29 protein-coding genes are annotated in these 26,602 nt (G+C 59.8%); 19 read left to right on the top strand and 10 right to left on the bottom strand.

Annotation, left to right across the window (positions count from 1 at the left end; genetic code table 11):
• The first annotated feature begins 118 nt into the window (after window positions 1–118).
• The 8 genes from metG (at window position 119) to RHSP_RS15925 (ending at window position 8,386) form a co-directional block, all read left to right on the top strand.
• A complete protein-coding gene (metG, locus tag RHSP_RS15960; protein ID WP_037152318.1) occupies window positions 119–1,672 on the top strand; it encodes a methionine--tRNA ligase in 1,554 nt (517 codons plus the stop codon).
• A gap of 8 nt (window positions 1,673–1,680) precedes the next feature.
• Window positions 1,681–2,463, top strand: a complete 783-nt coding sequence (locus RHSP_RS15955) for a TatD family hydrolase (RefSeq protein ID WP_037152315.1) — start codon at window positions 1,681–1,683, stop codon at window positions 2,461–2,463.
• Window positions 2,464–2,467: 4 nt separating this feature from the next.
• A complete protein-coding gene (locus tag RHSP_RS15950; RefSeq protein WP_037152312.1) occupies window positions 2,468–3,295 on the top strand; it encodes an MBL fold metallo-hydrolase in 828 nt (275 codons plus the stop codon).
• Window positions 3,292–3,783, top strand: a complete 492-nt coding sequence (locus tag RHSP_RS15945) for a YbaK/EbsC family protein (protein ID WP_004118995.1) — start codon at window positions 3,292–3,294, stop codon at window positions 3,781–3,783. The genes RHSP_RS15950 and RHSP_RS15945 overlap by 4 nt, the downstream gene beginning before the upstream one ends.
• A gap of 63 nt (window positions 3,784–3,846) precedes the next feature.
• Complete coding sequence (locus RHSP_RS15940; protein ID WP_004118993.1) at window positions 3,847–4,326, top strand: SRPBCC family protein; 480 nt, start codon at window positions 3,847–3,849, stop codon at window positions 4,324–4,326.
• A gap of 159 nt (window positions 4,327–4,485) precedes the next feature.
• Window positions 4,486–5,859 carry an ISNCY family transposase gene (locus RHSP_RS15935; protein WP_004126408.1) on the top strand — a complete coding sequence of 458 codons (1,374 nt, stop codon included), beginning with the start codon at window positions 4,486–4,488 and terminating at the stop codon, window positions 5,857–5,859.
• A 542-nt stretch (window positions 5,860–6,401) separates the two neighbouring features.
• A complete protein-coding gene (locus RHSP_RS15930; RefSeq protein ID WP_081615322.1) occupies window positions 6,402–6,980 on the top strand; it encodes a TetR/AcrR family transcriptional regulator in 579 nt (192 codons plus the stop codon).
• Window positions 6,977–8,386, top strand: coding sequence for a nitrilase-related carbon-nitrogen hydrolase (locus RHSP_RS15925; protein ID WP_037152304.1), 1,410 nt, complete (start codon window positions 6,977–6,979; stop codon window positions 8,384–8,386). The genes RHSP_RS15930 and RHSP_RS15925 overlap by 4 nt, the downstream gene beginning before the upstream one ends.
• A gap of 176 nt (window positions 8,387–8,562) precedes the next feature.
• Here RHSP_RS15925 and RHSP_RS15920 read toward each other — a convergent pair whose 3' ends face one another.
• Window positions 8,563–9,417 (bottom strand): D-alanyl-D-alanine carboxypeptidase family protein, encoded by an 855-nt coding sequence (locus RHSP_RS15920; RefSeq protein WP_037152301.1) that lies wholly within the window; start codon window positions 9,415–9,417, stop codon window positions 8,563–8,565.
• Window positions 9,418–9,608: 191 nt separating this feature from the next.
• Window positions 9,609–9,833, bottom strand: a complete 225-nt coding sequence (locus RHSP_RS15915; RefSeq protein ID WP_004118987.1) for a DUF1127 domain-containing protein — start codon at window positions 9,831–9,833, stop codon at window positions 9,609–9,611.
• A 105-nt stretch (window positions 9,834–9,938) separates the two neighbouring features.
• Between RHSP_RS15915 and RHSP_RS15910 the strand changes: the two genes are divergently transcribed.
• Window positions 9,939–10,832 carry a LysR family transcriptional regulator gene (locus RHSP_RS15910; RefSeq protein WP_004118986.1) on the top strand — a complete coding sequence of 298 codons (894 nt, stop codon included), beginning with the start codon at window positions 9,939–9,941 and terminating at the stop codon, window positions 10,830–10,832.
• A 40-nt stretch (window positions 10,833–10,872) separates the two neighbouring features.
• On the opposite strand, the gene RHSP_RS15905 is transcribed toward RHSP_RS15910, so the two are convergent.
• A complete protein-coding gene (locus RHSP_RS15905; protein WP_004118979.1) occupies window positions 10,873–11,529 on the bottom strand; it encodes a dihydrofolate reductase family protein in 657 nt (218 codons plus the stop codon).
• Between the two features lie 227 nt (window positions 11,530–11,756).
• On the opposite strand from RHSP_RS15905, the gene RHSP_RS15900 reads away from it, so the two are divergent.
• The 6 genes from RHSP_RS15900 to RHSP_RS15875 all read left to right on the top strand — a co-directional run bounded on the left by RHSP_RS15900 (window position 11,757) and on the right by RHSP_RS15875 (window position 18,650).
• Window positions 11,757–13,646, top strand: a complete 1,890-nt coding sequence (locus RHSP_RS15900) for an ABC transporter ATP-binding protein (RefSeq protein WP_004118977.1) — start codon at window positions 11,757–11,759, stop codon at window positions 13,644–13,646.
• A 2-nt stretch (window positions 13,647–13,648) separates the two neighbouring features.
• Window positions 13,649–15,550, top strand: a complete 1,902-nt coding sequence (locus tag RHSP_RS15895) for an ABC transporter ATP-binding protein (protein ID WP_004118975.1) — start codon at window positions 13,649–13,651, stop codon at window positions 15,548–15,550.
• A gap of 35 nt (window positions 15,551–15,585) precedes the next feature.
• Complete coding sequence (locus tag RHSP_RS15890; protein ID WP_004118973.1) at window positions 15,586–16,176, top strand: NADPH-dependent FMN reductase; 591 nt, start codon at window positions 15,586–15,588, stop codon at window positions 16,174–16,176.
• A gap of 205 nt (window positions 16,177–16,381) precedes the next feature.
• Window positions 16,382–16,888, top strand: a complete 507-nt coding sequence (locus tag RHSP_RS15885) for a winged helix-turn-helix transcriptional regulator (protein ID WP_037152294.1) — start codon at window positions 16,382–16,384, stop codon at window positions 16,886–16,888.
• 17 nt (window positions 16,889–16,905) lie between these two features.
• Window positions 16,906–18,171, top strand: a complete 1,266-nt coding sequence (fabF, locus tag RHSP_RS15880; protein ID WP_004118969.1) for a beta-ketoacyl-ACP synthase II — start codon at window positions 16,906–16,908, stop codon at window positions 18,169–18,171.
• A gap of 59 nt (window positions 18,172–18,230) precedes the next feature.
• A complete protein-coding gene (locus tag RHSP_RS15875; RefSeq protein ID WP_004118967.1) occupies window positions 18,231–18,650 on the top strand; it encodes a DUF4864 domain-containing protein in 420 nt (139 codons plus the stop codon).
• Between the two features lie 68 nt (window positions 18,651–18,718).
• Here RHSP_RS15875 and RHSP_RS15870 read toward each other — a convergent pair whose 3' ends face one another.
• The 7 genes from RHSP_RS15870 to coaD all read right to left on the bottom strand — a co-directional run bounded on the left by RHSP_RS15870 (window position 18,719) and on the right by coaD (window position 24,552).
• On the bottom strand, window positions 18,719–19,630 hold the full coding sequence (locus RHSP_RS15870) for a cell wall hydrolase (protein ID WP_037152290.1): 912 nt from the start codon (window positions 19,628–19,630) through the stop codon (window positions 18,719–18,721).
• 254 nt (window positions 19,631–19,884) lie between these two features.
• Window positions 19,885–20,310, bottom strand: a complete 426-nt coding sequence (locus RHSP_RS15865) for a VOC family protein (protein ID WP_037152287.1) — start codon at window positions 20,308–20,310, stop codon at window positions 19,885–19,887.
• A gap of 250 nt (window positions 20,311–20,560) precedes the next feature.
• Entirely contained in the window at window positions 20,561–21,691 is a 1,131-nt protein-coding gene (gene tgt / locus RHSP_RS15860) for a tRNA guanosine(34) transglycosylase Tgt (protein ID WP_004118959.1), read from the bottom strand.
• Between the two features lie 6 nt (window positions 21,692–21,697).
• Window positions 21,698–22,783, bottom strand: coding sequence for a tRNA preQ1(34) S-adenosylmethionine ribosyltransferase-isomerase QueA (gene queA, locus RHSP_RS15855; protein ID WP_004118956.1), 1,086 nt, complete (start codon window positions 22,781–22,783; stop codon window positions 21,698–21,700).
• 75 nt (window positions 22,784–22,858) lie between these two features.
• Window positions 22,859–23,359: a peptidylprolyl isomerase gene (locus tag RHSP_RS15850; protein ID WP_004118954.1), complete on the bottom strand. Its 501-nt coding sequence runs from the start codon at window positions 23,357–23,359 to the stop codon at window positions 22,859–22,861.
• Between the two features lie 78 nt (window positions 23,360–23,437).
• The gene (locus RHSP_RS15845; protein ID WP_004118951.1) at window positions 23,438–24,010 is read right to left on the bottom strand and encodes a peptidylprolyl isomerase; all 573 of its coding nucleotides are present in this window, start codon (window positions 24,008–24,010) and stop codon (window positions 23,438–23,440) included.
• A gap of 29 nt (window positions 24,011–24,039) precedes the next feature.
• Window positions 24,040–24,552 (bottom strand): pantetheine-phosphate adenylyltransferase, encoded by a 513-nt coding sequence (coaD, locus tag RHSP_RS15840; RefSeq protein WP_004118947.1) that lies wholly within the window; start codon window positions 24,550–24,552, stop codon window positions 24,040–24,042.
• A gap of 200 nt (window positions 24,553–24,752) precedes the next feature.
• Here coaD and RHSP_RS15835 point away from each other — a divergent pair, with 200 nt between their 5' ends.
• The 4 genes from RHSP_RS15835 to RHSP_RS15830 all read left to right on the top strand — a co-directional run bounded on the left by RHSP_RS15835 (window position 24,753) and on the right by RHSP_RS15830 (window position 26,504).
• A complete protein-coding gene (locus RHSP_RS15835; protein WP_004118946.1) occupies window positions 24,753–24,977 on the top strand; it encodes a hypothetical protein in 225 nt (74 codons plus the stop codon).
• A gap of 91 nt (window positions 24,978–25,068) precedes the next feature.
• Window positions 25,069–25,227, top strand: a complete 159-nt coding sequence (locus RHSP_RS35135) for a hypothetical protein (RefSeq protein ID WP_167332654.1) — start codon at window positions 25,069–25,071, stop codon at window positions 25,225–25,227.
• Window positions 25,228–25,266: 39 nt separating this feature from the next.
• On the top strand, window positions 25,267–25,401 hold the full coding sequence (locus tag RHSP_RS35845) for a hypothetical protein (RefSeq protein WP_276307824.1): 135 nt from the start codon (window positions 25,267–25,269) through the stop codon (window positions 25,399–25,401).
• A gap of 212 nt (window positions 25,402–25,613) precedes the next feature.
• Complete coding sequence (locus tag RHSP_RS15830; protein ID WP_004118945.1) at window positions 25,614–26,504, top strand: NAD-dependent epimerase/dehydratase family protein; 891 nt, start codon at window positions 25,614–25,616, stop codon at window positions 26,502–26,504.
• Window positions 26,505–26,602 lie beyond the last annotated feature (98 nt).

The raw sequence follows: 26,602 nt of genomic DNA, 5'->3' as shown, positions 1-26,602 counted from the left end.
CCGGACATTGGAATGTTGCACCCGCGAAACTTGGTGTTTCGCTCCCGGCAAACATGCGCTAAAGCGAGCGGAGCACGCATGATAAAGACGCAACCGTAAAAACGGACCCTTGCCCGATATGACCGAAAAGACCCCATTCTACATCACCACCGCAATCGCCTATCCCAACGGCAAGCCACATATCGGCCACGCCTATGAGCTGATTGCCACCGATGCCATGGCGCGATTCCAGCGCCTGGATGGGCTCGACGTCTTCTTCCTTACGGGGACGGACGAACACGGTCAGAAGATGCAGCAGACGGCACGCGCCGAGGGCCTGGAACCGCAGCGGCTCGCCAATCGCAATTCCGACGAATTCCAGGCGATGGGCAAGCTGCTGAATTCGTCCAACGACGACTTCATCCGCACGACGCAGCCGCGTCACCATGAAACCTCGCAGAACATATGGAACCTGATGGCCGATGCCGGCGACATCTACAAGGATTCCTATGCCGGCTGGTATTCGGTGCGCGACGAAGCCTACTACCAGGAAAACGAAACCGAGCTGCGCGCCGATGGCGTGCGCTACGGACCGCAGGGCACGCCCGTCGAATGGGTGCAGGAGGAAAGCTATTTCTTCAAGCTTTCCGAATACCAGGACAAGCTGCTGAAGCATTATGAGGAAAATCCGGACTTCATCGGACCGGCTGAGCGCCGCAATGAAGTCATCTCCTTCGTCAAGTCGGGCTTGAAGGATCTTTCCGTCTCGCGCACTACGTTCGACTGGGGCATCAAGGTGCCGAACGACCCGGCTCATGTGATGTATGTCTGGGTCGACGCGCTGACGAACTATCTGACCGCAACGGGCTACCTCGAAGATCGGAACAATCCGAGAGCGAAATACTGGCCGGCCGACCTGCATATCATCGGCAAGGACATCATCCGCTTCCACGCCGTCTACTGGCCGGCCTTCCTGATGTCGGCGAAGCTGCCGCTGCCGAAGCGCGTCTATGCCCACGGCTTCCTGCTCAACAAGGGCGAGAAGATGTCGAAGTCGCTCGGCAACGTCGTCGATCCGGTCAACCTCGTGAACCATTTCGGCCTTGACCAGGTGCGCTATTTCTTCCTGCGCGAAGTCTCCTTCGGCCAGGACGGCAGCTATAGCGAAGAGGCGATCGGCACGCGCATCAACTCCGACCTTGCCAATGGCATCGGCAACCTCGCCAGCCGCTCGCTGTCGATGATCGTCAAGAATTGCGATGGCCAGATCCCCGAATGCGGTCAGCTGACCGACGAGGACAAGGCGCTTCTCGCGCAGGCAGATGGATTGCTCGCCTCGACGCGCGAAGACATGGGCAAGCAGCTCATCCATCGCGCCCTTGCCTCAATCATCGCAGTGGTCTCCGAGACCGACCGCTATTTCGCGAGCCAGGAGCCCTGGGCGCTGAAGAAGACCGATCCTGCCCGCATGGCGACCGTGCTCTACGTCACGGCGGATGTCGTGCGCCAGATCGGCATTCTGCTGCAGCCCTTCATGCCGGAATCCTCGGGCAAGCTGCTGGATCTCATCGCCATCCCGGCCGACAGGCGCGATTTCGCGGCGCTCGGTGAGGCGGGCCGCCTCATTGCCGGAACGCCGCTGGAAGCGCCGAAGCCGGTCTTCCCGCGCTATGTCGCACCGACTGCCGAATAAGGTTTTCCATGCTGATGGACACGCACTGCCATCTGGATTTTGCCGATTTCGAGGAGGAGCGCGACGCGATCGTCGCGCGCGCCCACGACGTCGGCGTCAAGCAGATGGTCACTATCTCGACCAAGGTCAGGAAGCTCGATGGATTGCTTGCGCTTACCGAGCGCTATCCGTCGGTTTTCTGCTCGGTCGGTACGCATCCGAACAGCGCCGATCAGGAGCTGGACATCCAGACCGAGGATCTCGTGCGGCTGGCAAATCAGCACGAGAAAATCGTCGCAATCGGCGAGGCGGGTCTCGATTACTTCTACGATACCGTCAATCCAGCGGACCAGAAGACAGGCTTCCTGCGCCATATTGCGGCCGCGCGCGAAACGCAGCTGCCGCTGGTCATCCATAGCCGCAGCGCCGACGAGGACATGGCCGCGATTCTGACCGAAGAAACAGGGAAGGGGGCTTTCCCCTTCATCCTCCATTGCTTCTCCGCCGGCCCTGCCCTTGCCCGCACAGGCGTGGAACTGGGCGGCTATATTTCCTTTTCCGGCATCCTGACCTTCCCGAAGTCGGAGGAACTGCGCGACATCGCCAAGACGATCCCGCATGATCGGCTGCTGGTCGAAACCGACGCGCCGTATCTGGCGCCGAAGCGCTGGCGCGGCAAACGCAACGAGCCATCCTACGTCGTCAATACCGCCGAAGTGCTGGCCGATACGATCGGCGTCAGCATGGGCGAGATCGCCGAAATCACTACGGCGAACGCCTTCCGCTGCTTCTCCAAGATGACAAAGGTCTGATGGCGTGACACATCGGCGGCGCTTCACCATACTGGGCTGTTCCTCGTCGCCGGGCGTGCCGCGCATCACAGGCGATTGGGGTGCCTGCGATCCCAGGAACGCCAAGAACCGCCGCACGCGCGCGGCCTTCCTCGTGGAGCAGATCGCGCCGGATGGCGGCATCACCACCGTCGTCATCGATACCGGCCCGGATTTTCGCGAACAGATGATCCATGCCGGCGTCAGCTCCATCGACGCGGTGCTTTATACCCACGCCCATGCCGACCATATTCACGGCATCGACGATCTGCGCGGCTATTTCCACATCTCGAATGAGCGCATCCCGATCTACGCCGATCCACCGACCATGGATCGCATCCGCGAGGGCTTCCGCTATTGCCTGGAAACGCCGCCCGGAAGCAGCTATCCACCGATCGTCCGGCCGGTGCTGATAGAAAGCATGGAAGAAAGCTTTACCATCGACGGGGCAGGCGGGCCGATCCGCTTCTGGCCGCACAAGCAGGTCCATGGCGACATCCACTCGCTCGGCTTCCGTATCGGCAAACTTGCTTATTGCAGCGATATCAGCGACTTCCCGCCGGAATCGATAGAAAGAGTTGAAAATCTCGACGTCCTGATCATCGACGCCCTGCAATATCGGCCGCATCCGAGCCACCTGTCGCTGGAGCAATCGCTCGGCTGGATCGAACGGCTGAAGCCGAAGCATGCCATATTGACCCACATGCATACGCCGCTCGATTATGAGACCGTGCTGGCGGAGACGCCCGACCATGTCGAGCCGGCTTACGATCAGATGCAGATCGAGCTCGACGTGGAGGATGACGATCTATGAGCGAAGACGGCCGGAAGCTTTCGAGCCTCGAACGCGTCGAACTTGCGGCGCGCAATCTGGGTCTCGACATCTCGATCAAGCGCATGGAGCAATCGACGCGAACGGCGGAAGAGGCGGCGAAAGCGGCAGGATGCGTCGTCGGACAGATCGTCAAATCGCTGGTCTTCGTCAATGCCGATACGTACCAACTAACGCTGCTTCTCGTCTCCGGCGCGCATAATGCCGATACGGGCTACATTGCGGTGACCTATGGAATTCGGCTGAAACGCGCCGATATCGACCGCGTACGCGACGAAACCGGCTTCGCGATCGGCGGCGTCGGCCCGATCGGCCATCTCGTCGAGCTGCCGGTCTTCATCGACGAACATCTTCTGGCTTACGATCAGGTCTGGTGTGCCGCCGGACGGCCGGACAGCATTTTCGTCTGCAATCCGACGCTGCTGGCGGAAAAGATCGGGGCAAAGGTAATCCGCATCAAGGCAAGCTGAAGGCCGCAACCAGCGCCGGCTGCGTCCTTCGGATTGTCCGGGGACAATGCAAAGGAGGATGCGATGAACAAGATTTCCGGCGCGAAGCGTACCGACACGGCGTCCAGAGTTATCCGCGCAAAGCCGCGAGCAATCTCTCAAGCATTTATCAATCCCGAGGCCTTGATCTCCTGGCTTCCACCCAAGGGCATGACGGGCCGCATCATAGCGTTTGAGCCGCGCCAAGGCGGCAGCTATCGACTTGCGCTGAGCTACAATGCGCTGGATCATTCGACGCCTGGAAAGTCGTCCGAGCATACCGATATCGTTTCCGGCCGGTTTCTCGAAATCGTTCCTGACGAACGTATCGTTCAGGCGGTGGATTTTGAATCCGACGATGCGGCATTTAGCGGGACGATGATCATGACCTGGTCCTTGGCCGAAGTATCAGCCGGCACAAACGTCACGATAATTTGCGAGAACGTTCCGTACGGGATCAGCGAGGAAGACCACGACGAGGGCTTGAAATCGACGTTGGAGAATCTCGCCAACTATCTGGAATGACATCGAAAATCCTCTGCCTAAGCGCAAAGCTGATATCGGTTTTAGTTCCATAATCTATCTTATCTGATAAATGGATGTAGCCGCAAAGTTGAAGTGTCCTGTTTTTGCAAAGTTGGAATGTCACTCTCCCCGGGTTTTTGATGACCTGGGAGATTGCGGATGGGACTGATTGCGATGAGCGAGCGCGATCTGCAGCGGATCGAGATTTTGTCGAAGGTGATCGCCGGCCGCATGACGCTGGTGTCGGCGGCGCATGTGCTTGATCTGAGCACGCGCCAGGTCCGTCGTCTTCTGGATCGGATCAGCACTGGCGGTGCGGCGTCGATCCGGCACAAGGCGATCGGCCGGCCGTCGAACAATCGGATTTGTGATGGCGTTCGCGATTACGCGGTGACGCTGGTTCGTGAGCGCTATGCGGATTTCGGGCCGACGCTGGCGGCCGAGAAGCTTGCCGAGCGCGATGGCTTGCGGGTGTCACGCGAGACGCTTCGAAGCTGGATGGTGGATGCCGGCCTCTGGCTGTCGCGCAAGCAGCGGCGGACGTTTCATCAACCGCGGCTGCGGCGCGAAGCCTATGGTGAGCTGGTGCAGATCGACGGCTCCGAGCACCGTTGGTTCGAGGACCGCGGACCGCCGTGTTCGCTGCTGGTGTTCGTCGACGATGCGACCGGCAAGCTGATGCAGTTGCGCTTTGTTCGTTCGGAAAGCGCCTTCACTTACTTCGAGGCGCTGGAGCTCTATCTGAAGCGGCACGGCGCACCGATCGCCTTTTATTCGGACAAGCACTCGGTGTTCCGGGTGGCGAAGAAGGATGCCAAGGGTGGCCAGGGCATGACGCAGTTCGGGCGGGCACTCTCGGAACTAAACATTGAGATTCTTTGTGCAAATTCGAGCCAGGCCAAGGGTCGGGTCGAGCGGATGAACCGGACGCTGCAGGACCGGCTGGTCAAGGAGCTCAGGCTTTCTGGCATCGACACCATGGAGGCTGGCAATGCGTTCTTGCCGGGCTTCATGGAGGACTACAATGCGCGATTTGCAATCGTCCCTGCCCGCCCGGACAACCTGCACCGGCCACTGAATCTGGCGCCGGATCGGTTGACGGAGATCCTGTGTAAGCGCGAGCAGCGTTATGTCGGATCGCAGCTGACGTTTTCGTTCGAGCGCCAGCGGATCATGCTGGAGGAGACCGAGGTGACGCGCGGTCTGGTGGGTCGCTATGTCGAGACCTATGCTTATGCGGACGGTCGGCTGGAGGTGCGTTGGCAGGGGTATTCCCTGCCCTACACCGTGTTCGACAAGGATCAGCGGGTGACGCATGCGGCGATCACCGAGAACAAGCGGTTGGGTGATGTTCTTGCCTATATCAAGGAGCGCCAGGAGCAGCAGGACAAGCCGAAGGTGAAGAGCAACAGCGACAAGAATGGCTACGTCAAACGTGCTCGTGGGCCAGGCCGGCGGAAGGACTTCATGAGTGATCAGGCGGTGATTGCGCGGCGGGAGAAAGCGCTGTCGCGGCGACAAGCTGCGGAGTGACATATCGATCGGATAGTCTCAAAGCTAAAGCCGAAGGGGCGTAATTATCACCCGCCCCGATCTGATCTTGCAACCGGATCAGCCGATCAGATCGTGGCTGGTCGTTGTGCCGCGTGGCGGCCAAGCGGACATTTCTACTTTGCCAGACAGAAGACATTCCAACTCCTCCGCCACAATGGATGTAGCGGGGGTACATTCTATTTCCAAGTGCGACATACCTCCTCGCTGCACTCGCATGATCATTGTTATGCGCACACACACAGCTTGCCGATGCGCGCCCTACTTTGCCAAAAGGATGAGATCGCGTTCAAATTCCGACAGCAACGGCAGCAAAGGCCGAGATGCACCGCCCCAACCCAGGCTCACTAAGCAAGGCCAAAAATTGGGGCATCTAAGTCCTTCTATCGACTTGAATCATGCTCTGCGGTGCACGGGCTTTTCGACTGAAATAATGCCGCCCGCGTTTGCCTCGTCCAAAACCCGCGTTCCGGTAGGACTTCAGCCCTGTGTACATTGCACACAAATACGTGTACAAAGCACACATGACTATGAACCGGATCTTTGCGGCAGCCAAAGCCGTGCTCGAACAAGACGGAATCTCAGGAGTCACCATCCGCAAAGTGGCGCAGAGCGCGCGGATGTCGACGATGGCGATGTACCGTCACTTCGCCGACAAGGACGCTCTGATGAACGCTCTGATGGAGGACGGACTTCTGGCCTGGGAGGATCGGGCGCGCGCCATCGGCACATCCAATCCGATGGAATGGCTAGAGGAGCTCGGCGAAGCTTACTTGGACTTCGCCATCACGGAGCCCCACCGGTTCGACGCGGCATTCTTCCTGCCCGCTCCCGAGGCGCGCCGTTTTCCAGACGATTTTGCAGCCGGCCGCTCGCCCGTGTTGGCCATGATCATGAAGCGCATCGAAGAGGCGCAGGCAGAGGGACGCATCGGAGACACGCCCGCGCTCGAAATCGCCCTGGCGCTGGCGGCGCTCGGTCAAGGCTTCGTCTCGATGCATCGCGCCAACCGCTTTTCGAGCGAGACACAGTTCAAGGCGCTCTACCGGACGGCCCTTCACCAATATCTCGCTTCATTCGAATCCGCTCGGAGAACAAGATGATCGCAATCCTGGTTGCGCTGTTGAGCGGCGCGATGTTCTACCTGTCACAGGGCCTCGACGACATATGGGTGCTGGCATGGTTCGCACCGGTGCCGCTTTTGTGGCTGGCTTACGGAAAGCAGCCGATGTGGCAGGTCATGGCGGCGAGCGGCGCCGCGATCCTGGCAAGCGGCGGCTATATTCTGCAACTGCCTTACGTGCCGCCGCTCTTCATCATCGGGCCTGTCTTGCTGCTTTACGTCGGCATGTTTTGCGCCGCCATCTGGTTCGCGCGCTTTGTACACCATAGGGCGCATCCCTTCGCCACACTCTTCGCGTTTCCAGCATTTTGGACGGCATGCGAATTCCTGAGCCAGCTTCCGTCGCCGAACGGCACCTACGGCTCGCTTGCCTACAGCACGATGTCGGCGCCCGTCCTGATTCAGAGCGCTTCGCTCCTCGGAATGTACGCCGTCACATTCCTCATTTGCCTCTTCGCCAACACCCTTGCCCTGGCACTGCGCGCCCAGCGGGAGGCCATCGCCGCCGTCGCCCTGGGCGTTGCGATCTGCGCTGCGAACTTGGCGTTCGGGCTCGCGCGTCTGGCCTACCCTCAGCCTTCCACCGTGCGGGTGGCAGGCATCGTCGATGAATCCATTGTAGCCGACGCCTGGCGCGCGCATGCGTTGCCGGACGCTCTTGCGGTGACGACAGCCTACGCAGGGGAAATCCGCGAGGCGGCTCGCCAGGGCGCCCGTTTCATCGTGACGTCGGAAGGCGGCATGGCGTCGATGCCTGAGGCGCAGTCGGCCATCATTGCGCCGCTTGCGTCCGCGTCCAGGGAAACCGGAGCGCGGATCATTGCCGGTTTCAATTCTGATCACCCGCCAGCCGATTTCGCGGTTGCACTCGACCCCACGGGAACGACGCAGCGCTATGACAAGCGGCATCCCGTGCCGGGGCTTGAAGAGCGCTACTCGCCCGGCCACACCTCCGGGTCCCTGGCCGACGGATTCGCGATGGAGATCTGCAAAGACATGGATTTCCCCAGCACCATTCGCTCCGATGCAGCGAACGGCGCCCGGCTGGCAGGCGTGCCGGCGGGCGACTTCGGCGTCGACGGCTGGCATCACGGGCGAATGGCCATCATGCGCGGCGTCGAAAACGGATTCGCCATGATTCGTCCCGCGCACCGTGGCCTGGTGATCGCCAGCGATGCGCAAGGCCGTGTCGTCGCCATGAAGAAGGATGCGCCGGCGGGCCTAACCATGGTGGTCACGGACCTTCCGCTCGGCCCCGGCCCGACGCTTTACACGCGGATCGGCAATCTCTTCGCGTGGCTGTGCGTCGCCTCAACACTTTCGATCGCCATTCTCTCGATGTTGAAACGTCGGCGCGCCGGCGCGACTGTCCCTGCACAGGCCTGATACCGCGTCGAACCTCGCTTCGATTTGCTGCCGTAGCTGGCGGCCTCTCCGGTCTTCTCCCGGGTTGAAAGGAGCTGGGGCATTGCGCCTGTGGCACCGCCCTCGCCCCGGTCGACAAGCTCACATCGTGAAACCCGACACTTGAAACAGACCTGGCGCCGCAGCGAGCGGAAGGATCAGTTCGCCGATGTTTGCTTAGGAGTGCCGGTGGATACCGTGGCTGTTTTCGCCGTCGGAGCCAGATACATATCCAGGAGGCTCGCCATCTTGTCGTCGCGAATCTGCGCAGTCTTTTCGCCCATGACAACGCCCACGACGCGTCGGCCGTTCTTCGAGGCCGATGTCACGAGATTGTAGCCGGAAGCATCGGTATAGCCGGTCTTGATGCCGTCGGCGCCGGCATAGCGATACATCAGATTATTGTGGCCGCGCAGTTTCATGCCGCGGAACTTCATGCCGCGCAGCGAGAAGAGTTTGAACTCCTCCGGGAAATCCCGCATCAGCGCAACGCCGAGCGTCGCCATGTCGTGAGCGGTCGTGACCTGCTCCGGATCCGGCAGGCCGGAGGGATTCTTGAAGACAGTCTTGCTCATGCCGAGCTGATGCGCCTTTGCGGTCATCATCTTGCCGAAGCTCTCCTCGGAGCCGCCAAGCTGCTCACTGATGGCAACCGCAGCATCATTGGCCGACAGGACGACGATACCTTCGACGGCTTCGCGCACCGTCACCTTGCGGCCGGCACCGATCGCGAATTTGAAGGGTTCCTTGCTCTCGGCATTCTCGGACATAGTCAGCTTCTGATCCCATTTCAGCCGCCCTTGGTGCAAGGCTTCGAAGGCGAGATAGAGCGTCATCATCTTGGTGAGCGATGCCGGGTAGTTCAGCTCGTCCTGGTTCGAGGCCCCAAGCACCTGGCCGCTATGCACATCCACCACATAACTCGCCTGCCCTGCTGATGCCGCCGAAGCGATGCCAAGAAACGATACGGCCGAGATAGCCGAGGCAAGGAGCAGAGATGTTGTCTTGAGCATGAATTTTCGTGGTCTCTTTGATTGAAATTCTGGAGGGAGCGGCCACCGAACGATGCGAAGCAGCAGCGGATTTTCGAGGGAGATGGATTAGTCATATCTATGGCGGAAAGAAGAACGATGCCATTAAAAATGAGGCAGGCTCGAAAGAACCCCCTGCTCTTTTGACAATGGCTCGCCAAGGCACCCGACAATCAGCTCCAGAACCACGATTTGCTGACTTCTGCGTCTGCTTCCCGGCGCGTCAGTCCAATATCCAGAAGCTGGTCGTCGGTCAGCTCATGCAGATCGCGCCGCGTATTCCGTTTTTCGAAATAAGACAAAAGGATCGCGGATGCGATCCGTAGAAATCTCGGTTCCTGCCTGCCGCTGCCGGCACCAGGCGCCGCCACCATCGATCTTTCCGTGTCAATTGCCATTTGCATACTCCTAAGTTCGCCACACCGAATGTGGCTCAAGGATGCGCTGGCGCTTACTGCGAAGGAAGCTTATGATCTTAATACGTTCTATAAGGAATTCTTCTGATGCTCAGTCTGGATCAGCTGGCCGCCTTCGTCAGCGTCGTCGACCTCGGCAGCTTTACCGCGGCGGCCGACAAGATCGGCCTGACGCAGCCAGCCGTCAGCCTGCAGGTGAAGCTTCTCGAGCAGCGGCTCGGCGTGCGGCTGATCGAGCGTGTGGGGCGGCGGGCGCAGCCGTCCCCCGCGGGGGTCGAGTTGCTCCCGCATGCGCGCCGGATACTCGATGACTGCGCGATGGCAAAAGAGGCGATGACGCCCTATCGCGAGGGATCGGCCGGACGCGTTCGGATCGGCACCGGCGGCACCGCATCGATCCATCTGCTGCCTCGAGCGATCGCTGCGGCAAAGAAACGGATGCCGGACCTCGAGATCATCGTGCGCATCGGAAATGCCGACGAAATACTGCGCGATATCGAGGCGAACAGGTTGGATCTGGCGGTGGTCACCCTGCCCGCCTCCGGCCGCTCGCTTGAAATCGAACCGTTCTATGACGACGAGATTCTTGCCGTGGCACCAAAGGGCAGCTCAATACCATCAGGCGGTCCGGACGCGGAGTTCATGAGAGACAAGACGCTTATGCTTTACGAAGGCGGCAATACGCGGCGCATGACCAATGAATGGTTCATCAATGCCGGGATCCGACCAGAGCCCTCCATGGAATTCGGCAGCGTCGAAGCCATCAAGGAACTCGTCGCTGCCGGCCTTGGCTGGTCGCTGTTGCCGGGCATGGCCTTGAAGAGCGGAAACCCGGATGATTTGGCGACATCGCCTATCCGGCCGCGGCTTGCGCGCCAGCTTGGCATCGTGCTGCGCCGCGACAAGCATCTGACGAAAGGGCTCCGCGAAGTCATAAAATGCCTTCGCGAATTCCGCGTCAACCGCGAGCACGAAGCCTAGTCGCGAGCGGAGACGCCTCTCCGATTTCTCCGCGTGACGGCTATTGCAGCCGCTTGCGCCGCTCGATCTCCTCGTCGGACGGGTCAGGCAAGGCGAAGGACCCCGTCTTGACCGCGCCGTCCGGCCGATAGGTCGCCATGATGACACCGGTTGGAGAGGTTTGAACGCGCAGGAGCTTCATCGCGACAGGCACAGTCCCATCGCCGAACAGCTTCTTGCCGGTGCCCAACACGAGCGGAAAGGTCAGCAGGTTGAATTCGTCGATCAGCCCGTTGCGAAGCAGGGTCTGGATAAGGTTGCTGCTGCCCTGGATGAGAAGATCCGGCCCCTCACCCGCCTTCAGCTCCTTGATCGCGGCAACGACATCGCTGCCGAGCGAACGGCTGTTGTTCCAATCGAACTTGCGGTCTCCGCGCGTAGCAACGTACTTGGTGATGCTGTTGAACAGCTTGGCTATCGGATCGTCGTCACCGGCATAGGGCCAATGCGCGGCGAATATATCGTAAGTCTTCCGTCCCAGCAGCAGGTCGAACGGCTTTTCGAAGATCTCGAAGAGCGCTTTGCCCGTCGCGTCATCAAAATAGTGGAATGTCCACCCGCCATGCTCGAAACCGCCTGTCGGATCCTCCTGCGGACCGCCCGGCGCCTGCATGACGCCGTCGAGGCTGATGAATGTGGCTGCTATGACCTTGCGCATGATGTCCTCCTTGTTTTCGTTGGTGCCCGAAGGACGTCGAGCCGCTTTCGATGCCGACATTTCCTCGATAATTTTTCGAACACGCAATCTAACATTCGCGTGGCACTTGTGACCGATTGACCCTTGAACGTCGCCATGGAATCGGCAAAATTCATAGTATCAATACTTCTCCTGAGATACGAACCCGACACCGGGCCCGCCTCGTTTGAAATTACCTGGATAAGAGCGTGAGCAGCGATTCATCAAGAAGCGCGGCGAAGTCTTTGGCTTCGCGCGCGCATGTCAATGCGGCCGGCTGGGGACAAGGTCTCTCGACGATCGTACGGATCACCCATATGACGCTGCGCCATCCCTGGCAGACCAGCTTCGCAATTGGGGCAACTTTCGTAGCTGCAACGTTGCAGTTGATGATCCCGCGCCTGCTTGGGCGGGCGGTAGACCAGACGCAGACGGCGGTCGCCGGCGGCGCGGCGGGCCAGATCGCCGAGCGCGCTTTGTTGACGACGGCCCTGCTGCTGCTTGTCATCAGCATCCTGCGCGGCCTGTTCACGATGGTGCAGAACTACTATAGCGAGTCCGTCGGCCATCACATGGGCTACGAGCTCAGGCTCGCCTGCTACGAGAAGATCCAGCAGCTCTCCTTCAGCTTCCACGACAAGGTGCATTCCGGCGATCTCATCACCGTCGGCCTCCTCGATCTGGAAGGCGTGCGCATGTATTTCTCCACCGCGCTGGTGCGCATGTTGCTTCTGACCATGCTGATCGGCGTCGGCGCCTATATGCTGCTGTCGACGGATGTGGTGCTCGGCCTGCTCGCCCTGAGCTTCGTGCCCTTCGTGGCATGGCGGTCTTCGGTGACACAGCTGCGGCTTCGGGCAACCTGGCTCGACCTGCAGGAGCGCCTTTCGGTGCTGACGCGCGTGATGGAGGAAAATCTCGGCGGCATTCGCGTCGTCCGGGCCTTTGCTGCGCAGGCGCATGAGATCATGAAATTCGATCGCGCCTCGCAGAATGCGCTCTCGCTCGCTCATCGGCGCGTCGGTATCCGCGTTATCAATACCAGTGCCATGAATCTTTCCTTCTTCATCGCCATGGGTCTCGTGCTCTGGATAGGTGGGCTAAAAGTGATCGCGGGTGAGATCAGCGTCGGCACCCTCGCCTCCTTCCTGACTTTCATGACGATCCTGCAAATGCCGGTGCGTCAGCTCGGTCTGATGGTCAATGCTTTCGCGCGTGCCTCGACCTGCGGCTCGCGGCTGTTCGCGCTGCTCGATCTCGATATCCCGATCAAGGATGCACCCGACGCCAAGCCGCTTGTCGTGACCGAAGGCACGCTGCGCTTCGAGAATGTCGATTTCAGCTATCCAGGCCCGGAAAAGCGTCCGGTGCTGACCAATATCTCTTTTGAGGCAAGACGCGGCGAAACGATCGGCATCGTCGGGCCGCCCGGCAGCGGCAAATCCACCATCGCCCATCTCATCCCGCGCTTCTATGAGGCCACGGCCGGGCGTATCACCATCGACGGCCAGGATATCCGCAAGGCGACGCTGAAATCCCTGCGACAGAACGTTGCCGTCGTGCAGCAGGACTCCTTCCTGTTCACGACGAGCATCGAAAACAACATCGCCTATGGCGACCCCTGGGCGAAAGAAATCCGCATCGAACGCGCCGCCGAGTCGGCGCAGCTGCACAACTACATTCTCGGTCTGCCGGCCGGCTATACTACCGTCGTCGGCGAGCGCGGGGTGTCGCTCTCCGGCGGCCAGCGCCAGCGCCTGACGATTGCGCGGACGCTGATGCTGAAGCCGGCCGTCATGGTGTTCGACGATTCCACCGCCGCCATCGACGCAGCGACCGAGCAGCGCATCCGCAGCGCCATGAAGCGCTTTGCCCGCGACCGGGTGACGCTCGTCGTTGCGCACAGGCTGAGCTCGCTGATGCATGCTGACCAGATCCTGTTCATCGAGGATGGCGAGATCGTCGAGCGTGGAACCCATGAGCAGCTTTTGGCCGCTGGAGGGCGGTACAAGGCGCTTTACGATCTGCAGGTTCGCCCGGAGGACGATGTCGCCAAGACATCCGGCGGTGCGCTCGAAAGAGCGAAAAGGGAGGTCTGACGATGTCGGAAATTACGGAAACCGAGCGCAACGATGTGCGCGAGGACGGGCGTCGTCCTCCCCGCGCCGTGGTCGGCTCGCATCGCGTCGAGGAGGAAATCTTCGGCAAGGTCTTCGACAGCAAAATCATTGGCCGCATCTGGGCCTTCGTCAGCCCCTATCGCCGCCAGGTCTATATTTCCGTGGTCGCCGTGCTGCTGTTCACGGCGTCGCAGATCGTCATACCGCTCGTCATTCGCCACGCGATCGACAATGCCATGGCGCCTGGCGCCATCGATTATTCGGCACTCTGGGTTTCGTTGGCGATCTTCGCTGCGGCGATCCTCGTCAACTACGGCGCGAGCTACGTGCAGGAGACCTATGTCGGCCAGGTCGCAGAAGAGGTTCTCTTCGACATAAGGCGGGCGATGTTCGCACATCTGCAGCGCGTCTCGCTCTCCTTCATGGACAAGACCGAGGTCGGGCGGTTGATGTCGCGCCTGCAGGGTGACGTCAACTCCATGCAGGAATTCCTTGAAACCTCTGTGCTTTCCGTCGGCGACATCGCCCTGCTCTTCGGCATCGTGGTCGTCATGCTGTCGCTCGATTTCCGGCTCGGCCTGCTGACGCTTTCAGTCATGCCGATCCTCTTCATCGTCCGGCTGTTCTGGCTGCCGAAGGCACGCGTCGCTTTCATGAACGCGCATGAGACCAATTCCGTCACCAATGGTGCGCTGGCCGAAGCGATCCATGGCGTGCGCGCCGTGCAGGGCATGCATCGGCAGGACGTCAATTTCGCTCTTTTCGATGACAAGGCGCATGCCAATCTGCAATCGCATCTGACCGCGGCGCGCTATGCTCAGATCATGGTGCCGATCGTCGATACCCTGACAGGCATGGCAATGGCGATCGTCATCATCGTCGGCGGCTCGATGGTTCTGAACCATAAGCTCGATGTCGGCATCATGGTCGCCTTCCTGTTCTATATTCAGCGCTTCTTCGATCCGATCCGCTCTTTGACCATGCAATATTCGGTCATGCAGCGCGCCATGGCTTCCGGCCAGCGTTTGACGGAGGTGCTCGACGTTCCGATCGACATCAAGGATGCGCCCGACGCCAAGGAGCTTTCGCGCGATATGGATGGCTCCGTCGAGTTCCGCGATGTCGTCTTCGGCTACAATCCCAAGCATCCGGTGCTGAAGAATGTCAGCTTCAAGGTCAATCCGGGAGAAACCGTGGCGTTGATCGGCCCGACAGGTTCAGGCAAATCCAGTTCCATGGCGCTCATTCATCGCTTCTACGATGTGCAGCAGGGGCAGGTGCTGGTCGGTGGTCATGACGTGCGGTCCCTCACCCAGGATTCTCTTGGCCGGCAGATCGCCATGGTGCTGCAGGAGCCCTTCCTGTTCACCGGCTCGGTGCTGGAAAATATTCGCTACAACAAGGAAGAGGCAACGCGCGAGGAGGTCATCGAGGCGGCCAAAGCGGTCGGTGCGCATGAGTTCGTCATGAAGCTTCCCGATGGCTACGACACCGTTCTCGGCGAGCGCGGCGGCGGCCTTTCGCTCGGCCAGCGCCAGCTTGTGAGCTTCGCGCGCGCGCTCGTCGCGGATGCCAAGATCCTCGTGCTCGATGAAGCGACGGCGAATATCGACAGCTATACCGAGATGCTGATCCAGAAAGCGCTGGTAAAGCTGCTGGAGGGACGCACGGGCCTTGTCATCGCCCACCGTCTGGCCACCATCCGCGAAGCCGATCGCATCATCGTGCTGCAGAACGGCCAGCTGCTTGAAAGCGGCAACCACAATCAGCTCATGGCGAATGGCAAACTCTATTCGAAGCTCTATAATCTCAATTACGCGTCGTTCGACGATATTCCGGAGGAGGAGGTCTCCGCTTCGGTGCCGGCGGGGTCGCAGACCTAGAGCATGTCGCGCGAACTATGAGGACTTAATCAACAATGGCCGACAGTATTCTGGTTCTCTACGGTTCCTACCGGTCGGATCGTGTTGGCATCCGTCTCGCGAATTTTATCGTAACCGGCCTGCGTCAGCGCGGAAACGATGCGGAGCTAGTCGATGCGAAGGCAGTCGGCCTGCCGATGCTCGACCGAATGTACAAGGAATACCCCAAAGGCTCTGCGCCCCCGATGATGGAGAGACTTGCCGGGAAAATTCGATCTGCCGATGCCTTCGTTTTCGTTACAGGCGAATATAATTGGGGCGTGCAACCTGGCCTGAAGAACCTGACCGATCATTACCTCGAGGAGTGGTTTTGGCGTCCGGCAGCAATTGCCAGTTACTCCGGCGGCCGCCTTTCCGGCGCGCACGCGGCGGTCGCCTGGCATGGCGCCCTTTCCGAGATGGGGATGGTCGTCATCTCAAGCACGCTTGCCGTCGCCAATATATCGGCCGCATTGGACATTGACAGCAAACCAATCGGGAGCGGAGGCGATGCGCTTGCGCGAGCTTTTCCCCGTTTTGCTGACGATCTCGCCTGGTGGACCGAGGCAGCAAAACAGCAACGCGCCCGTAGGGCACCGCCGTACTGAGAATCCGCAGCCTGTGTGCAAGCATTCGCGGGGCATCTCGTTTTCCTCGCTGAAGCTTCGCAGCAGTGGTGCCTCTTCGAATTTATTCCCAGTCTCTCAAGAGGCGACCGAATCTCGGCCGGCAGATCGGGCATTTGCCTCATATAAACACAGCTTCCATATAGTAACTTGCATCATGATAGTTACTCATGCTATCTGCGTCGCCATGCAAAGAACCAGCTTCAGTTCCTTCAAATGCCCCGCCGCCCGAGCGCTCGAAAGCGTCGGCGACTGGTGGAGCATTCTGATCCTGCGCGATGCGCTTCAGGGGTTGAGCCGGTTCGATGAATTCCAGAAAAGCCTCGGCGTCGCGCCGAACATCCTGACGCGGCGGCTCAAGCACTTGACCGATGAAGGCCTGTTCGAACGGCGGCTCTATAACGAGCGGCCGCCGCGTTACGAATATGTGCTGACCGAAAAGGGCCGCGATTTCTTCCCCGTCCTGATGGCGCTGTTCACCTGGGGTAACAGACATCTGCCGCCCGAAGAGATCGCCGTGCGGCTCGCCGACGCCAATACCGGCGAAGACCGCCACCCGCTTCTCATCGACCGAGTCACCGGCCGTGCCTTTCGGCCCGAGGACACGATCCTCGTGCCGGGGCCTGCGGCCGACGATGCCGTTCATGAGCGCATCGACCAGATGAAAGCATGGTTTCTGGGCTTCGACGCCTGACCGAATAGGAGCAAAATATGGATCGTATCGTCGTCACCGGCATGGGACTGGTTTCGCCCTTGGGCGTGGGTGTCAACGCAAGCTGGAAACGGCTCATCGAGGGGCGCTCCGGCCTCAGGCTTCTACCGGAGGAGATGGTGGGCGATCTCGCCGCCAAGGTCGGCGGCGTTGTCCCCGATATCACCGAGGATGCCGAGGTCGGCTTCGATGTCGACCGCTACGTGCCGGTCAAAGACCAGAAAAAGATGGATCGCTTCATCCTCTTCGCTATGGCGGCTGCCGAGGAAGCGATCCTCCAGGCTGGCTGGCAGCCGACTGATGTTGGCGAACTGGAGCGAACCGCAACGGTGATCGCGTCGGGTGTCGGCGGCTTTCCGGCCATCGCCGATGCGGTGCGCACGGCTGAAACGCGTGGCGTCAGGCGATTGTCGCCCTTTACCGTTCCCTCCTTCCTCGTCAATCTCGCTGCCGGGCAGGTCAGCATCCGCTACGGATACAAAGGACCACTCGGTGCGCCGGTCACAGCCTGTGCTGCCAGTGTTCAGGCAATCGGCGATGCAGCACGGCTAATCCGGTCGGGCGAAGCCGATGTTGCCATCTGCGGCGGCGCGGAAGCGTGCATCGACAAAGTGAGCCTCGGAGGCTTTGCCGCCGCGCGAGCGCTGTCCACCGGCTTCAGCAATCGGCCGGAGGAAGCTTCCCGTCCGTTCGACAGCGCGCGCGACGGCTTTGTCATGGGCGAAGGCGCCGGCATGCTCGTCATCGAGACGCTGGAACACGCACTGGCGCGCGGCGCCACGCCGCTTGCCGAACTTGTGGGCTATGGCACGGCCGCCGATGCTTACCACATGACCGCTGGCCCGGAAGATGGCGATGGTGCGCGGCGCTCGATGCTGTCGGCCCTTTCTCAAGCAAGAATATCCCCCGCCGAGGTCAAGCATCTGAATGCGCATGCCACCTCGACACCGGTCGGAGACCGCGGGGAGATGGAGGCGATCAAGACCGTCTTTGGCCGTAATGGGGCGATCGCGGTCAGCGGCACGAAGGCGGCAACCGGCCACCTTCTCGGTGCGGCTGGCGGCATGGAAGCGATCTTCACCATCATGGCGCTGCGCGACCAGCTTGTCCCGCCAACGCGCAATTTGCAGGACCCGGATGCAGCGGCCGAAGGTATCGATATTGTCGGCGCAGCCGCGCGACCGATGGCGATGGATTATGCGATCTCCAACGGCTTCGGTTTCGGCGGCGTCAACGCCAGCGCCTTGTTCCGCCGCTGGCAGTAACCGCTATCTCAAAGACGGGAAGCGCGCTATTCTGACCTCCTGTCAGATGGAGATCGCCCATGCGTGCATTTCCCGTCGCCGCTTTGCTCTGCTTTGTCTTCGCCTCAATGGCCCGAGCCGAAGATCCCGTGCAGACGGCTCAAGCTCTGATCCAGGCGCAGATTGGCGCTTTCCTGCATAATGACGCGGCGGCGGCCTATTCCTTCGCCGCCCCCGGCATCAAGGCGCTATTCCCGGACAAGGACAGCTTCTTTGCGATGGTGAAGAAAACCTACCAGCCGGTCTATCATCCCGGCAATTACGCTTTCGGCAAGAGCCGCGCGATCGACAATGGCGCGGTCGTCTATCAGGAACTGATGATTACGGGCACAGACGGGAAAGATTGGACAGCGATCTACCAGATAACCCGTCAACCGGATGGCAGCTATAAGATCAATGGCGTCCAAATTCTTCGCAATACGACGAGCGAAGGGATCTAGGCATCTATCAAATGATGGAAGCAGCGCGTCCGTCGCTGAGGACGATACGCGCTTGCTCGTTGGCCACGTCAGCCGCGAATTCTAGGCGACGTCGTCGAAAAATTGGTGCCCTGGAATTCGGGGCGCGGCTGCGGAACGACGACTGTTGAGGCCGGCATCGGTGCTGGTGTTACAGCCGCTGCCGGGGCAACGAAGGCATTCGCATCCATGATCGGACCTGAAATCGACATCGAGTTCGGAGCCGGTGTCGGGATAGGAACCGCTGACGGAATTGCCACCGGCGCCGCCGATATGCTGACCGTCGGGTCCGAAACCGGCGTAAATGCCGCTACGGTCTGGACCTGCTGCTGCACTGGCTGGGTATCCGGCAAAACGAACGGAGACTGCGAGCCACCCTGGTTCGACACGTAGTTCATCGCCACTTCGTAGGAAGGCAGCGGAGCCGGCGTCTGCAATTCGCCGTCGCGGCCGCGCTTCTCGTAAAAGGCATTTCCACCCGCGATCGCAACATAATGCATGTTATCGTAGGGGAAGCGCAGACCCTGGGTGTGGAAGAACATTGCTTCCTTCACCTGCGGATGCCGCGCGCCACGCAGAAGTGCGGACGCGGCCGCATCGAGATCCTGCTTTGCCTGATCCTTGACCTCTCTGGTCATCACGCCGGGCGCGAACTGTTTTTCCTGAGAGACGACGCCACAGATCGTCGGGGGATAGGCCCCGGACGTCAACCTGTTCATCACAACCGTTCCGACAGCCATGTACCCGCCTGGGTCCGAGCGCAGCGATTCAAAATACATCGCGCGTTCGAGGCAGTCCTTGTCCTTCGCGGTATAATTATACGTCACCTTCGCGCCACGAATGGCCTTCGTAGTATTGCGAGGGGTGGGTGTTGTCTTCTGGGTCGTCGTGCAGCTCGTAGCCGCCAAACCGACAACCAGTAGCCCCGAAAGACATGCCCCGAATTTGCGTTGCGCCCTCAACGGCAAGTGCCTCCTATTTACGGTAGTACAGCCCTTATCGATTAAGAGAATGCGTTTTAGCCGGATTTTTTTCAAATTCCAAGCGGTCACGCAATCAAATCTGCCAATGACTTTTTTCAAAGGCGGACGGACCGTTTATGCCGATTCGCTATTTTTCCCAATGCTTCATTGTCACAAAGCTCATTTCGAGACATGCCTGAAGCCGGACCTTGCCTGGGGAGCAAGCCTGCTCCAAGCAGCTCGAGCAATCTCCGTTAAGAATAGCAATCAATCGATAATAAAAGATTTACCACATATGAAAGCTCCATACGCCAACCTACCTCGACGAGGATTCGCCCCGGCGCGAAGCAATAGAAAGACCAACCGCCCCGTATCGCAGCCGGCGGCTTCGGAATATCGCAGCCTGCCGATTTTACGCGTTCGAACAGAATATCGACCGCTTCCCGAGACGGCTGCATGAAACCGATATGATAGGTGTTGCGGCCGATCGACACGCTATCGGCGCCGCCAAATTTCTCGACTGCTCGACTGATGACCAGTTCAAGCCCGGCATCGTCGCGCAGAATGGCCATGCCGTTTGTGCCGTGCGTCTTGACTTCGGTCAGGCCGAAAACCGAAACAAAAAAATCCCGTGTCGCAGCGACATCGGGAACGTGAAGATCCAGGTGATTCAATCGCATCACGGCTCCAAGAGGTTTCCCCGCGGAAGCGTGACGGTCAAAAGGCCAACGCCAACGCGGGGCACTCGGCCACAATAGCCAAGTTCCGCGTCGCGGGCTCTCACGCCTGTGGCGAGGAGCAGAGCTTCCTGATGGAAGGGGTCGGGCCTACCGAGACCGACCCTGCCTTTTTCGACGAAATTCGATTAGCGCGAAATCTTGATGAGAGCAAGACTGTCACTACCACTCCCATCCGGGCTGTTGAGTGAGATCAAACCGGCTCGAGATCGCCCCTCGCCCAGTTCTCCTGCGTCTCGGCCATGAAATCGGCAAAACGGCCTTCGGCGATCGCCTGGCGAATACCCTGCATCAGTTCCTGGTAATAGGCGAGATTGTGCCAGGAAAGCAGCATGCCGCCGAGCGCTTCGTTCGCACGGACGAGGTGATGCAGATAGGCACGCGAATAGTCCCGCGAAGCCGGGCAGCTCGATTGCTCGTCCAGTGGCCGCATGTCTTCAGCGTGGCGGGCATTGCGGATATTCACCTTGCCGCGGCGGGTAAAGGCCAGTCCGTGACGGCCCGAGCGGGTCGGCATCACGCAGTCGAACATATCGATGCCGCGGGCGACGGATTTCAGGATGTCATCCGGAGTGCCGACGCCCATGAGGTAGCGCGGCTTCTCCCTCGGCAGTTCAGGCAAGGTGATCTCGAGCATGCGCAGCATGACTTCCTGCGGCTCGCCGACGGCAAGGCCGCCGACCGCATAGCCCTTCAAGTCCATGCTGCTTAGCGCCTGCGCCGAACGAACGCGAAGCTCCGGAACATCGCCGCCCTGTACGATGCCGAACATCGCCTTGCCGGGCTGATTGCCGAAAGCCACCTTGCAGCGCTCCGCCCAGCGCAGCGACATTTCCATGGCGCGCTCGATGTCCTTCGGCGTCGCCGGCAGGGCAACGCACTCGTCGAGCTGCATTTGAATATCCGAATCGAGCAACCCCTGAATCTCGATCGATCGTTCGGGCGACATGTGATGCAGGCTGCCATCGACATGCGATTTGAAGGTGACGCCCTGCTCATCCAGCTTGCGCAGACCGGACAGCGACATCACCTGAAAACCGCCGGAATCGGTGAGGATCGGATGCGGCCAGCGGATCAGCTGGTGCAGGCCGCCCAAGCGGGCGACACGCTCGGCGGTCGGGCGCAGCATCAGATGATAGGTATTGCCGAGGATGATATCTGCACCCGTCTCGCGAACCTGGTCGAGATACATGGCCTTGACGGTGCCGACCGTGCCCACAGGCATGAATGCCGGCGTGCGGATCGTCCCGCGCGGCATTGAGACTTCGCCGAGGCGCGCGCCGCCATCGGTCTTCTTCAACTGAAACTGGAAGCTCTCGCTCATTTCGTCCTAGTCTTTCCGGTAGAGCAGGCTGCCATCGCCATAGGAATAAAAGCGATAGCCCGTCTCGATAGCATGGGTATAGGCCGCGCGCATCGTGTCGAGGCCGGCAAAGGCCGATACGAGCATGAACAGGGTCGAACGCGGCAGGTGGAAATTGGTCATCAGCATGTCGACGGCTTTGAAGCGGTAGCCGGGGGTGATGAAAATGCCCGTGGCACCCTGCCAAGGCTTGATGGTGCCATCTTCGGCAGAGGCACTTTCGATCAATCTGAGCGACGTGGTGCCGACGCAGACGATGCGCCCGCCCCTCGCCTTGACGGCATTCAGCTTTGCGGCGGTGGCGGCATCGACATAGCCGATCTCGAAATGCATCTTGTGATCGTCGGTATCGTCGGCCTTGACCGGCAGGAAGGTGCCGGCGCCGACATGCAGCGTCACGAAATGCCGCTCGATACCCAAGGCATCGAGCGCGGCAAAGAGCGACGGCGTGAAATGCAGGCCGGCGGTGGGGGCTGCGACAGCGCCCTCTTCACGCGCATAGATCGTCTGGTAATCGGCGCGGTCGCGCTCGTCCTCCGGACGCTTGGCCGCGATATAGGGCGGCAGCGGGATATGACCGACGGCAGCAATCGCTTCATCGAGAGCAGGACCCGAAAGATCGAACCGCAGGGTGATCTCGCCGCCCTCGCCCTTCTCCTCGACCGTAGCGTCGAGCGTGCCGAGCGCACAGACATTCTCTCCATGGCCGAACTGGATGCGGTCGCCGATCTTGATGCGCTTGCCAGGCTTGGCAAAGGCCTTCCAGCGGTCAGGTGCGGCGCGCATGTGCAAGGTCGCCGAGACCTGCTGGCCAGGAGCACCCTCGCGATGACGAATGCCTTCAAGTTGCGCCGGTATCACCTTGGTATCGTTGAAAACCATGGCGTCGCCGGGACGCAGGAAAGACGTCAAATCGCGCACCTGATGGTCGCTTAGCGTGTTTGCGCCGCTGTTCGGATCGACGACGAGCAGGCGCGCGCTATCGCGCGGCTCGGCGGGCCTGAGCGCGATACGCTCATCCGGCAAATCGAAATCGAAAAGGTCAACACGCATTCAACTCATCCAGGCAAAGCGAAACCCGCCCCTCACGCCCGAGGCGCAAGAGGCGGGTTTCAGGAATAATCACGATCAGACGTCGGCGGCAACCCGCGCGGATACGATCGAATCCGGATCCTTCACCGGCTCGCCGCGCTTGATCTTGTCGACATTGTCCATACCGCTGATCACCTGGCCCCAAACGGAGTACTGCTTATTCAGCCAAGGTGCGTCGGCAAAGCAGATGAAGAACTGCGAGTTTGCCGAGTTCGGGTTCTGCGAACGCGCCATCGAGCAGGTGCCGCGAATGTGCGAGGTCGCGGAGAATTCAGCCTTCAGGTCCGGCTTGGACGAGCCGCCCATGCCGGCGCGAGCGGTGTTGCCGCCGACCTTGCCGTGTTCGACGTCGCCGGTCTGAGCCATGAAGCCATCGATGACGCGATGGAACACGACATTGTCATAGGCCTTTTCGCGTGCCAGTTCCTTGATGCGGGCGACGTGCTCGGGAGCGACCTGCGGCAGAAGCTGAATGACAACCTGGCCCTTGGTGGTTTCCAGGATGAGGGTGTTTTCTGGATCCTTGATCTCAGCCATGTTCGTTTCCTCTTCTCTCTTCTTGATTGCGCGTGACCCCGAACGCCGCGTGGCATTTTTGGGATCATGCCCGTGAAATTACTTCTTGGTGACAGTGACCTTGATCATCTTGTCCGGGTTGCTCACTTCGCCGTTCTGGCCCTCGCCGCGCTTGATCTTGTCGACGAGTTCCATGCCGGAGACGACCTTGCCGACGACCGTATACTGGCCGTTCAGGAAATCGCCATTGGCAAACATGATAAAGAATTGCGAGTTGGCGGAATTCGGATCCTGGGCACGCGCCATGCCGACAGTGCCGCGCGTGAAGGGTGTCTTTGAGAATTCGGCCGGAAGGTTCGGCAAATCGGAACCGCCGGTGCCGGCCTTGCCCGCATTATAACCCTTCGTCGTATTGCCGTACTGGACATCGCCGGTCTGGGCCATAAAGCCATCGATAACGCGGTGGAATACGACGTTATCATACGCCCCCTTCTTGGCCAGCGCCTCGATCTGCGCGACATGCTTCGGAGCGACTTCCGGCATCAACTGAATGACGACCGGGCCGTCCTTGAGCTGGATCGTCAGAAGATCAGCCGCCGCAGCCGAGATTGCGCTACCTGCGAAGGCGGCAAGGCTCAAGGCGCCTGCCAATGCGATATGAAAGAGTTTCATGGGTGCTCCGTTCGGAAATGGATTTCGGCTCAGCTTTTGGTGCTGGTCGCATCTTTGAGTTTGGCGGTCAGGGCTTCCAGAACCGCCGACGGCACGAAGGCGCTGACGTCACCGCCCATGGATGCGATCTGCCGCACCAATGTGGCGGTTATGGGCCGCGAAGCCGTGCCGGCCGGCAGAAACAGCGTCTGGATATCGGGCGCCATCTGCCGGTTCATGCCAGCCATCTGCATCTCGTAGTCGAGATCGGTGCCATCGCGCAGGCCGCGCACCAGCAAGGTGGCACCATGGGCGCGGGCGGCGTCGACGACCAGATTTTCGAAGGCGACGACGGAAATGTCGCCCGCCTTATGAGGCAAGGCGTCCGTAAGCGATCTGCGGATCAGTTCCGCTCTCTCTTCGAAAGTGAAAAGCGGCTTCTTGCCGGGATGAACGCCGATCGCGACGATGACTCTGGAGGCAACATTCAGCGCCTGCACGAGGACATCCAGATGTCCGTTGGTCATCGGATCGAAGGATCCGGGATAAAAGGCTGTCGTCATACCGGGCCGGCTCGTTGTTTCGACGCCTTTTGTCATGGATGCGGCAACATCGCAAGTCATTTGCAACCGGCGGACTGCCTCTGAACCCTAGATGAATGCGGCGTTCAAGCCCGTTTCAGATCGACGATGCTTTACTGACACCAACATCAGGACGGGCCGCTTCTACGGCTTGCCGACCTCGGCTTTGGGAATGTCACGCCATGTTGGTCTTCATTATCGCAGTCGCTATCATCTGTTCATTTTTCGTCGAATACCTCGTTCACCTTTTCTCCGAAAAATATGAGATCGAATGGGCCGCTTCACCGGAAACCGCAGAAAACATGGATTCTGCCCAAGAAATCGTCATTGCCATGCGCAAAACGCATCGCGAATCTGAACGCCAGATGAACAAGGCATTCAAAGTCGCTTCAGGCATGCATTGCTAGATACCTCTCAACATCGGCGGAACCATTTGCAAACCGCTGCGTTTAAACTTCGAAACTCAGACTGCACATTGCGGCAAGAAGGAAGATGAGTATGTCCCACAAGATCACCCTTATTAACGCTGTTTGGATGACCATGATTACGGGAATGCTCGCGGCCACCATTGCGCTTTACGATCAAAAGCCCGACCAGTCGAAGATCTATGGTCCCTTTGCTTCGGCTCGTAACTTCGTAACCGTAAGCCAATACTAAGGGATCTGAACGCTAGTCCCACCAAAGGAGGGAGCGATCATGTTCACGATTTTGACGATGCTTACACTGTTCATCAGCATCATGTTTGTCGTCTCCGTTGCATCCACTATTTCGGCGCTCCACCGCGAGAGCGAAGAGAGCAAGAGGCTGCATAAGCGTCACAAGACGCTCTGATCTCCTTATATCGATTAGGTCTCCCAAGCGCTTGACCGAACAAAAACCGGATGTCTCCAGCGTCCGGTTTTTTCATACCGGCGATCGCGGCCGTCGCTCCTCAGCGCCCTTGGACATATTTGCATTGCCGCAACCGCCTGATTTTGTGACATAAAGCGCGGCGGTCGTTTCAATCGCGCGGCAGCAATGTCATGTTTCGCTGAGGAGGTGGCATGCGTATCGTTCTTACGGGCAGTTCGGGACGGCTTGGGCGCGCCATCTTCCACGCCCTGGCGGCGAGCAACACGGTTCTGGGGATCGATCGCTCGCCATTTTCGACCACGCATCTTGTCGGCGACTTTACCGATATTGTCATTTTGCGCGAAGCTCTGGCGGGCGCCGATGCGATCATCCATTGCGCGGCGCTGCACGCACCTCATGTCGGCGCGCTCTCCGACGATGAATTTCGTCGCGTCAATGTCGAAGGGACACGGCTTTTGGCGGAAGCCGCATTGGCTGCCGGTATCAAGCGGTTCGTGTTCACCAGCACCACGGCGCTCTATGGCCATGCCGTGGTTCCGGGCGAGTGTTCATGGATCGATGAACAGACGGTGCCGCAGCCCAGGAGCATCTATCATCGCACGAAGCTCGAGGCGGAGCGGATCCTGCAAGCTATGGCATGTTCGGATTTGGAGGTGCGCGTCTTGCGCATGGCTCGCAGCTTCCCTGAACCGGCCAATGTGATGGCTGCCTATCGCCTGCACCGCGGAGTCGACATCCGCGACGTCGCCGATGCCCATGCCGCGGCTCTGACGAATAGCGGCGATCAGTTTCAACGGCACATTATCTCAGCCACCACGCCCTTTAGACCGGAGGACTGCGCATCCCTCGCAAGCGATGCGGCTTCCGTCATCAGATTGCGCGCTCCGGCGCTTGGCCTGGAATTCGACCGCCGCAAATGGCCGCTGCCGCAAAAGATCGATCGCATCTACGCCTCGACGTCGGCGGACCGCGCTCTCGGTTGGCGCTCTCGTTTCGGCTATGAGGAGGTATTGGCGCAATTGGACCGAGAAAGCCTCGAAGTATTGCCAGCCTTTTCCGCCGACAAAAGGCGACCCGAATAAGGAGCACCAGACACTTTTGAAATTTCAGGCGCCGGATATCCGGCGCCGGTCCAAAAAAATCGCCTAAGACTGCTTTTCACCGCAGGCTTAGGCGATTG

It is taken from the genome of Rhizobium freirei PRF 81 (assembly GCF_000359745.1).
In the GTDB taxonomy this organism is placed as follows: domain Bacteria; phylum Pseudomonadota; class Alphaproteobacteria; order Rhizobiales; family Rhizobiaceae; genus Rhizobium; species Rhizobium freirei.
The sequence above is the reverse complement of the archived record's forward strand: the minus strand, read 5'-3'. Positions and strand labels throughout refer to the sequence as shown.

Excerpts from the sequence above, each read along its gene's own strand:
- metG (WP_037152318.1), top strand. The coding sequence starts at position 119 with ATGACCGAAAAGACCCCATTCTACATCACCACCGCAATCGCCTATCCC.
- RHSP_RS15955 (WP_037152315.1), top strand. The coding sequence starts at position 1,681 with ATGCTGATGGACACGCACTGCCATCTGGATTTTGCCGATTTCGAGGAG.
- RHSP_RS15945 (WP_004118995.1), top strand. The coding sequence starts at position 3,292 with ATGAGCGAAGACGGCCGGAAGCTTTCGAGCCTCGAACGCGTCGAACTT.
- RHSP_RS15940 (WP_004118993.1), top strand. The coding sequence starts at position 3,847 with ATGAACAAGATTTCCGGCGCGAAGCGTACCGACACGGCGTCCAGAGTT.
- RHSP_RS15935 (WP_004126408.1), top strand. The coding sequence starts at position 4,486 with ATGGGACTGATTGCGATGAGCGAGCGCGATCTGCAGCGGATCGAGATT.
- RHSP_RS15930 (WP_081615322.1), top strand. The coding sequence starts at position 6,402 with ATGACTATGAACCGGATCTTTGCGGCAGCCAAAGCCGTGCTCGAACAA.
- RHSP_RS15925 (WP_037152304.1), top strand. The coding sequence starts at position 6,977 with ATGATCGCAATCCTGGTTGCGCTGTTGAGCGGCGCGATGTTCTACCTG.
- RHSP_RS15920 (WP_037152301.1), bottom strand. The coding sequence starts at position 9,417 with ATGCTCAAGACAACATCTCTGCTCCTTGCCTCGGCTATCTCGGCCGTA.
- RHSP_RS15915 (WP_004118987.1), bottom strand. The coding sequence starts at position 9,833 with ATGGCAATTGACACGGAAAGATCGATGGTGGCGGCGCCTGGTGCCGGC.
- RHSP_RS15910 (WP_004118986.1), top strand. The coding sequence starts at position 9,939 with ATGCTCAGTCTGGATCAGCTGGCCGCCTTCGTCAGCGTCGTCGACCTC.
- RHSP_RS15905 (WP_004118979.1), bottom strand. The coding sequence starts at position 11,529 with ATGCGCAAGGTCATAGCAGCCACATTCATCAGCCTCGACGGCGTCATG.
- RHSP_RS15895 (WP_004118975.1), top strand. The coding sequence starts at position 13,649 with ATGTCGGAAATTACGGAAACCGAGCGCAACGATGTGCGCGAGGACGGG.
- RHSP_RS15890 (WP_004118973.1), top strand. The coding sequence starts at position 15,586 with ATGGCCGACAGTATTCTGGTTCTCTACGGTTCCTACCGGTCGGATCGT.
- RHSP_RS15885 (WP_037152294.1), top strand. The coding sequence starts at position 16,382 with ATGCAAAGAACCAGCTTCAGTTCCTTCAAATGCCCCGCCGCCCGAGCG.
- fabF (WP_004118969.1), top strand. The coding sequence starts at position 16,906 with ATGGATCGTATCGTCGTCACCGGCATGGGACTGGTTTCGCCCTTGGGC.
- RHSP_RS15875 (WP_004118967.1), top strand. The coding sequence starts at position 18,231 with ATGCGTGCATTTCCCGTCGCCGCTTTGCTCTGCTTTGTCTTCGCCTCA.
- RHSP_RS15865 (WP_037152287.1), bottom strand. The coding sequence starts at position 20,310 with ATGCGATTGAATCACCTGGATCTTCACGTTCCCGATGTCGCTGCGACA.
- tgt (WP_004118959.1), bottom strand. The coding sequence starts at position 21,691 with ATGAGCGAGAGCTTCCAGTTTCAGTTGAAGAAGACCGATGGCGGCGCG.
- queA (WP_004118956.1), bottom strand. The coding sequence starts at position 22,783 with ATGCGTGTTGACCTTTTCGATTTCGATTTGCCGGATGAGCGTATCGCG.
- RHSP_RS15850 (WP_004118954.1), bottom strand. The coding sequence starts at position 23,359 with ATGGCTGAGATCAAGGATCCAGAAAACACCCTCATCCTGGAAACCACC.
- RHSP_RS15845 (WP_004118951.1), bottom strand. The coding sequence starts at position 24,010 with ATGAAACTCTTTCATATCGCATTGGCAGGCGCCTTGAGCCTTGCCGCC.
- coaD (WP_004118947.1), bottom strand. The coding sequence starts at position 24,552 with ATGACGACAGCCTTTTATCCCGGATCCTTCGATCCGATGACCAACGGA.
- RHSP_RS15835 (WP_004118946.1), top strand. The coding sequence starts at position 24,753 with ATGTTGGTCTTCATTATCGCAGTCGCTATCATCTGTTCATTTTTCGTC.
- RHSP_RS35135 (WP_167332654.1), top strand. The coding sequence starts at position 25,069 with ATGTCCCACAAGATCACCCTTATTAACGCTGTTTGGATGACCATGATT.
- RHSP_RS35845 (WP_276307824.1), top strand. The coding sequence starts at position 25,267 with ATGTTCACGATTTTGACGATGCTTACACTGTTCATCAGCATCATGTTT.
- RHSP_RS15830 (WP_004118945.1), top strand. The coding sequence starts at position 25,614 with ATGCGTATCGTTCTTACGGGCAGTTCGGGACGGCTTGGGCGCGCCATC.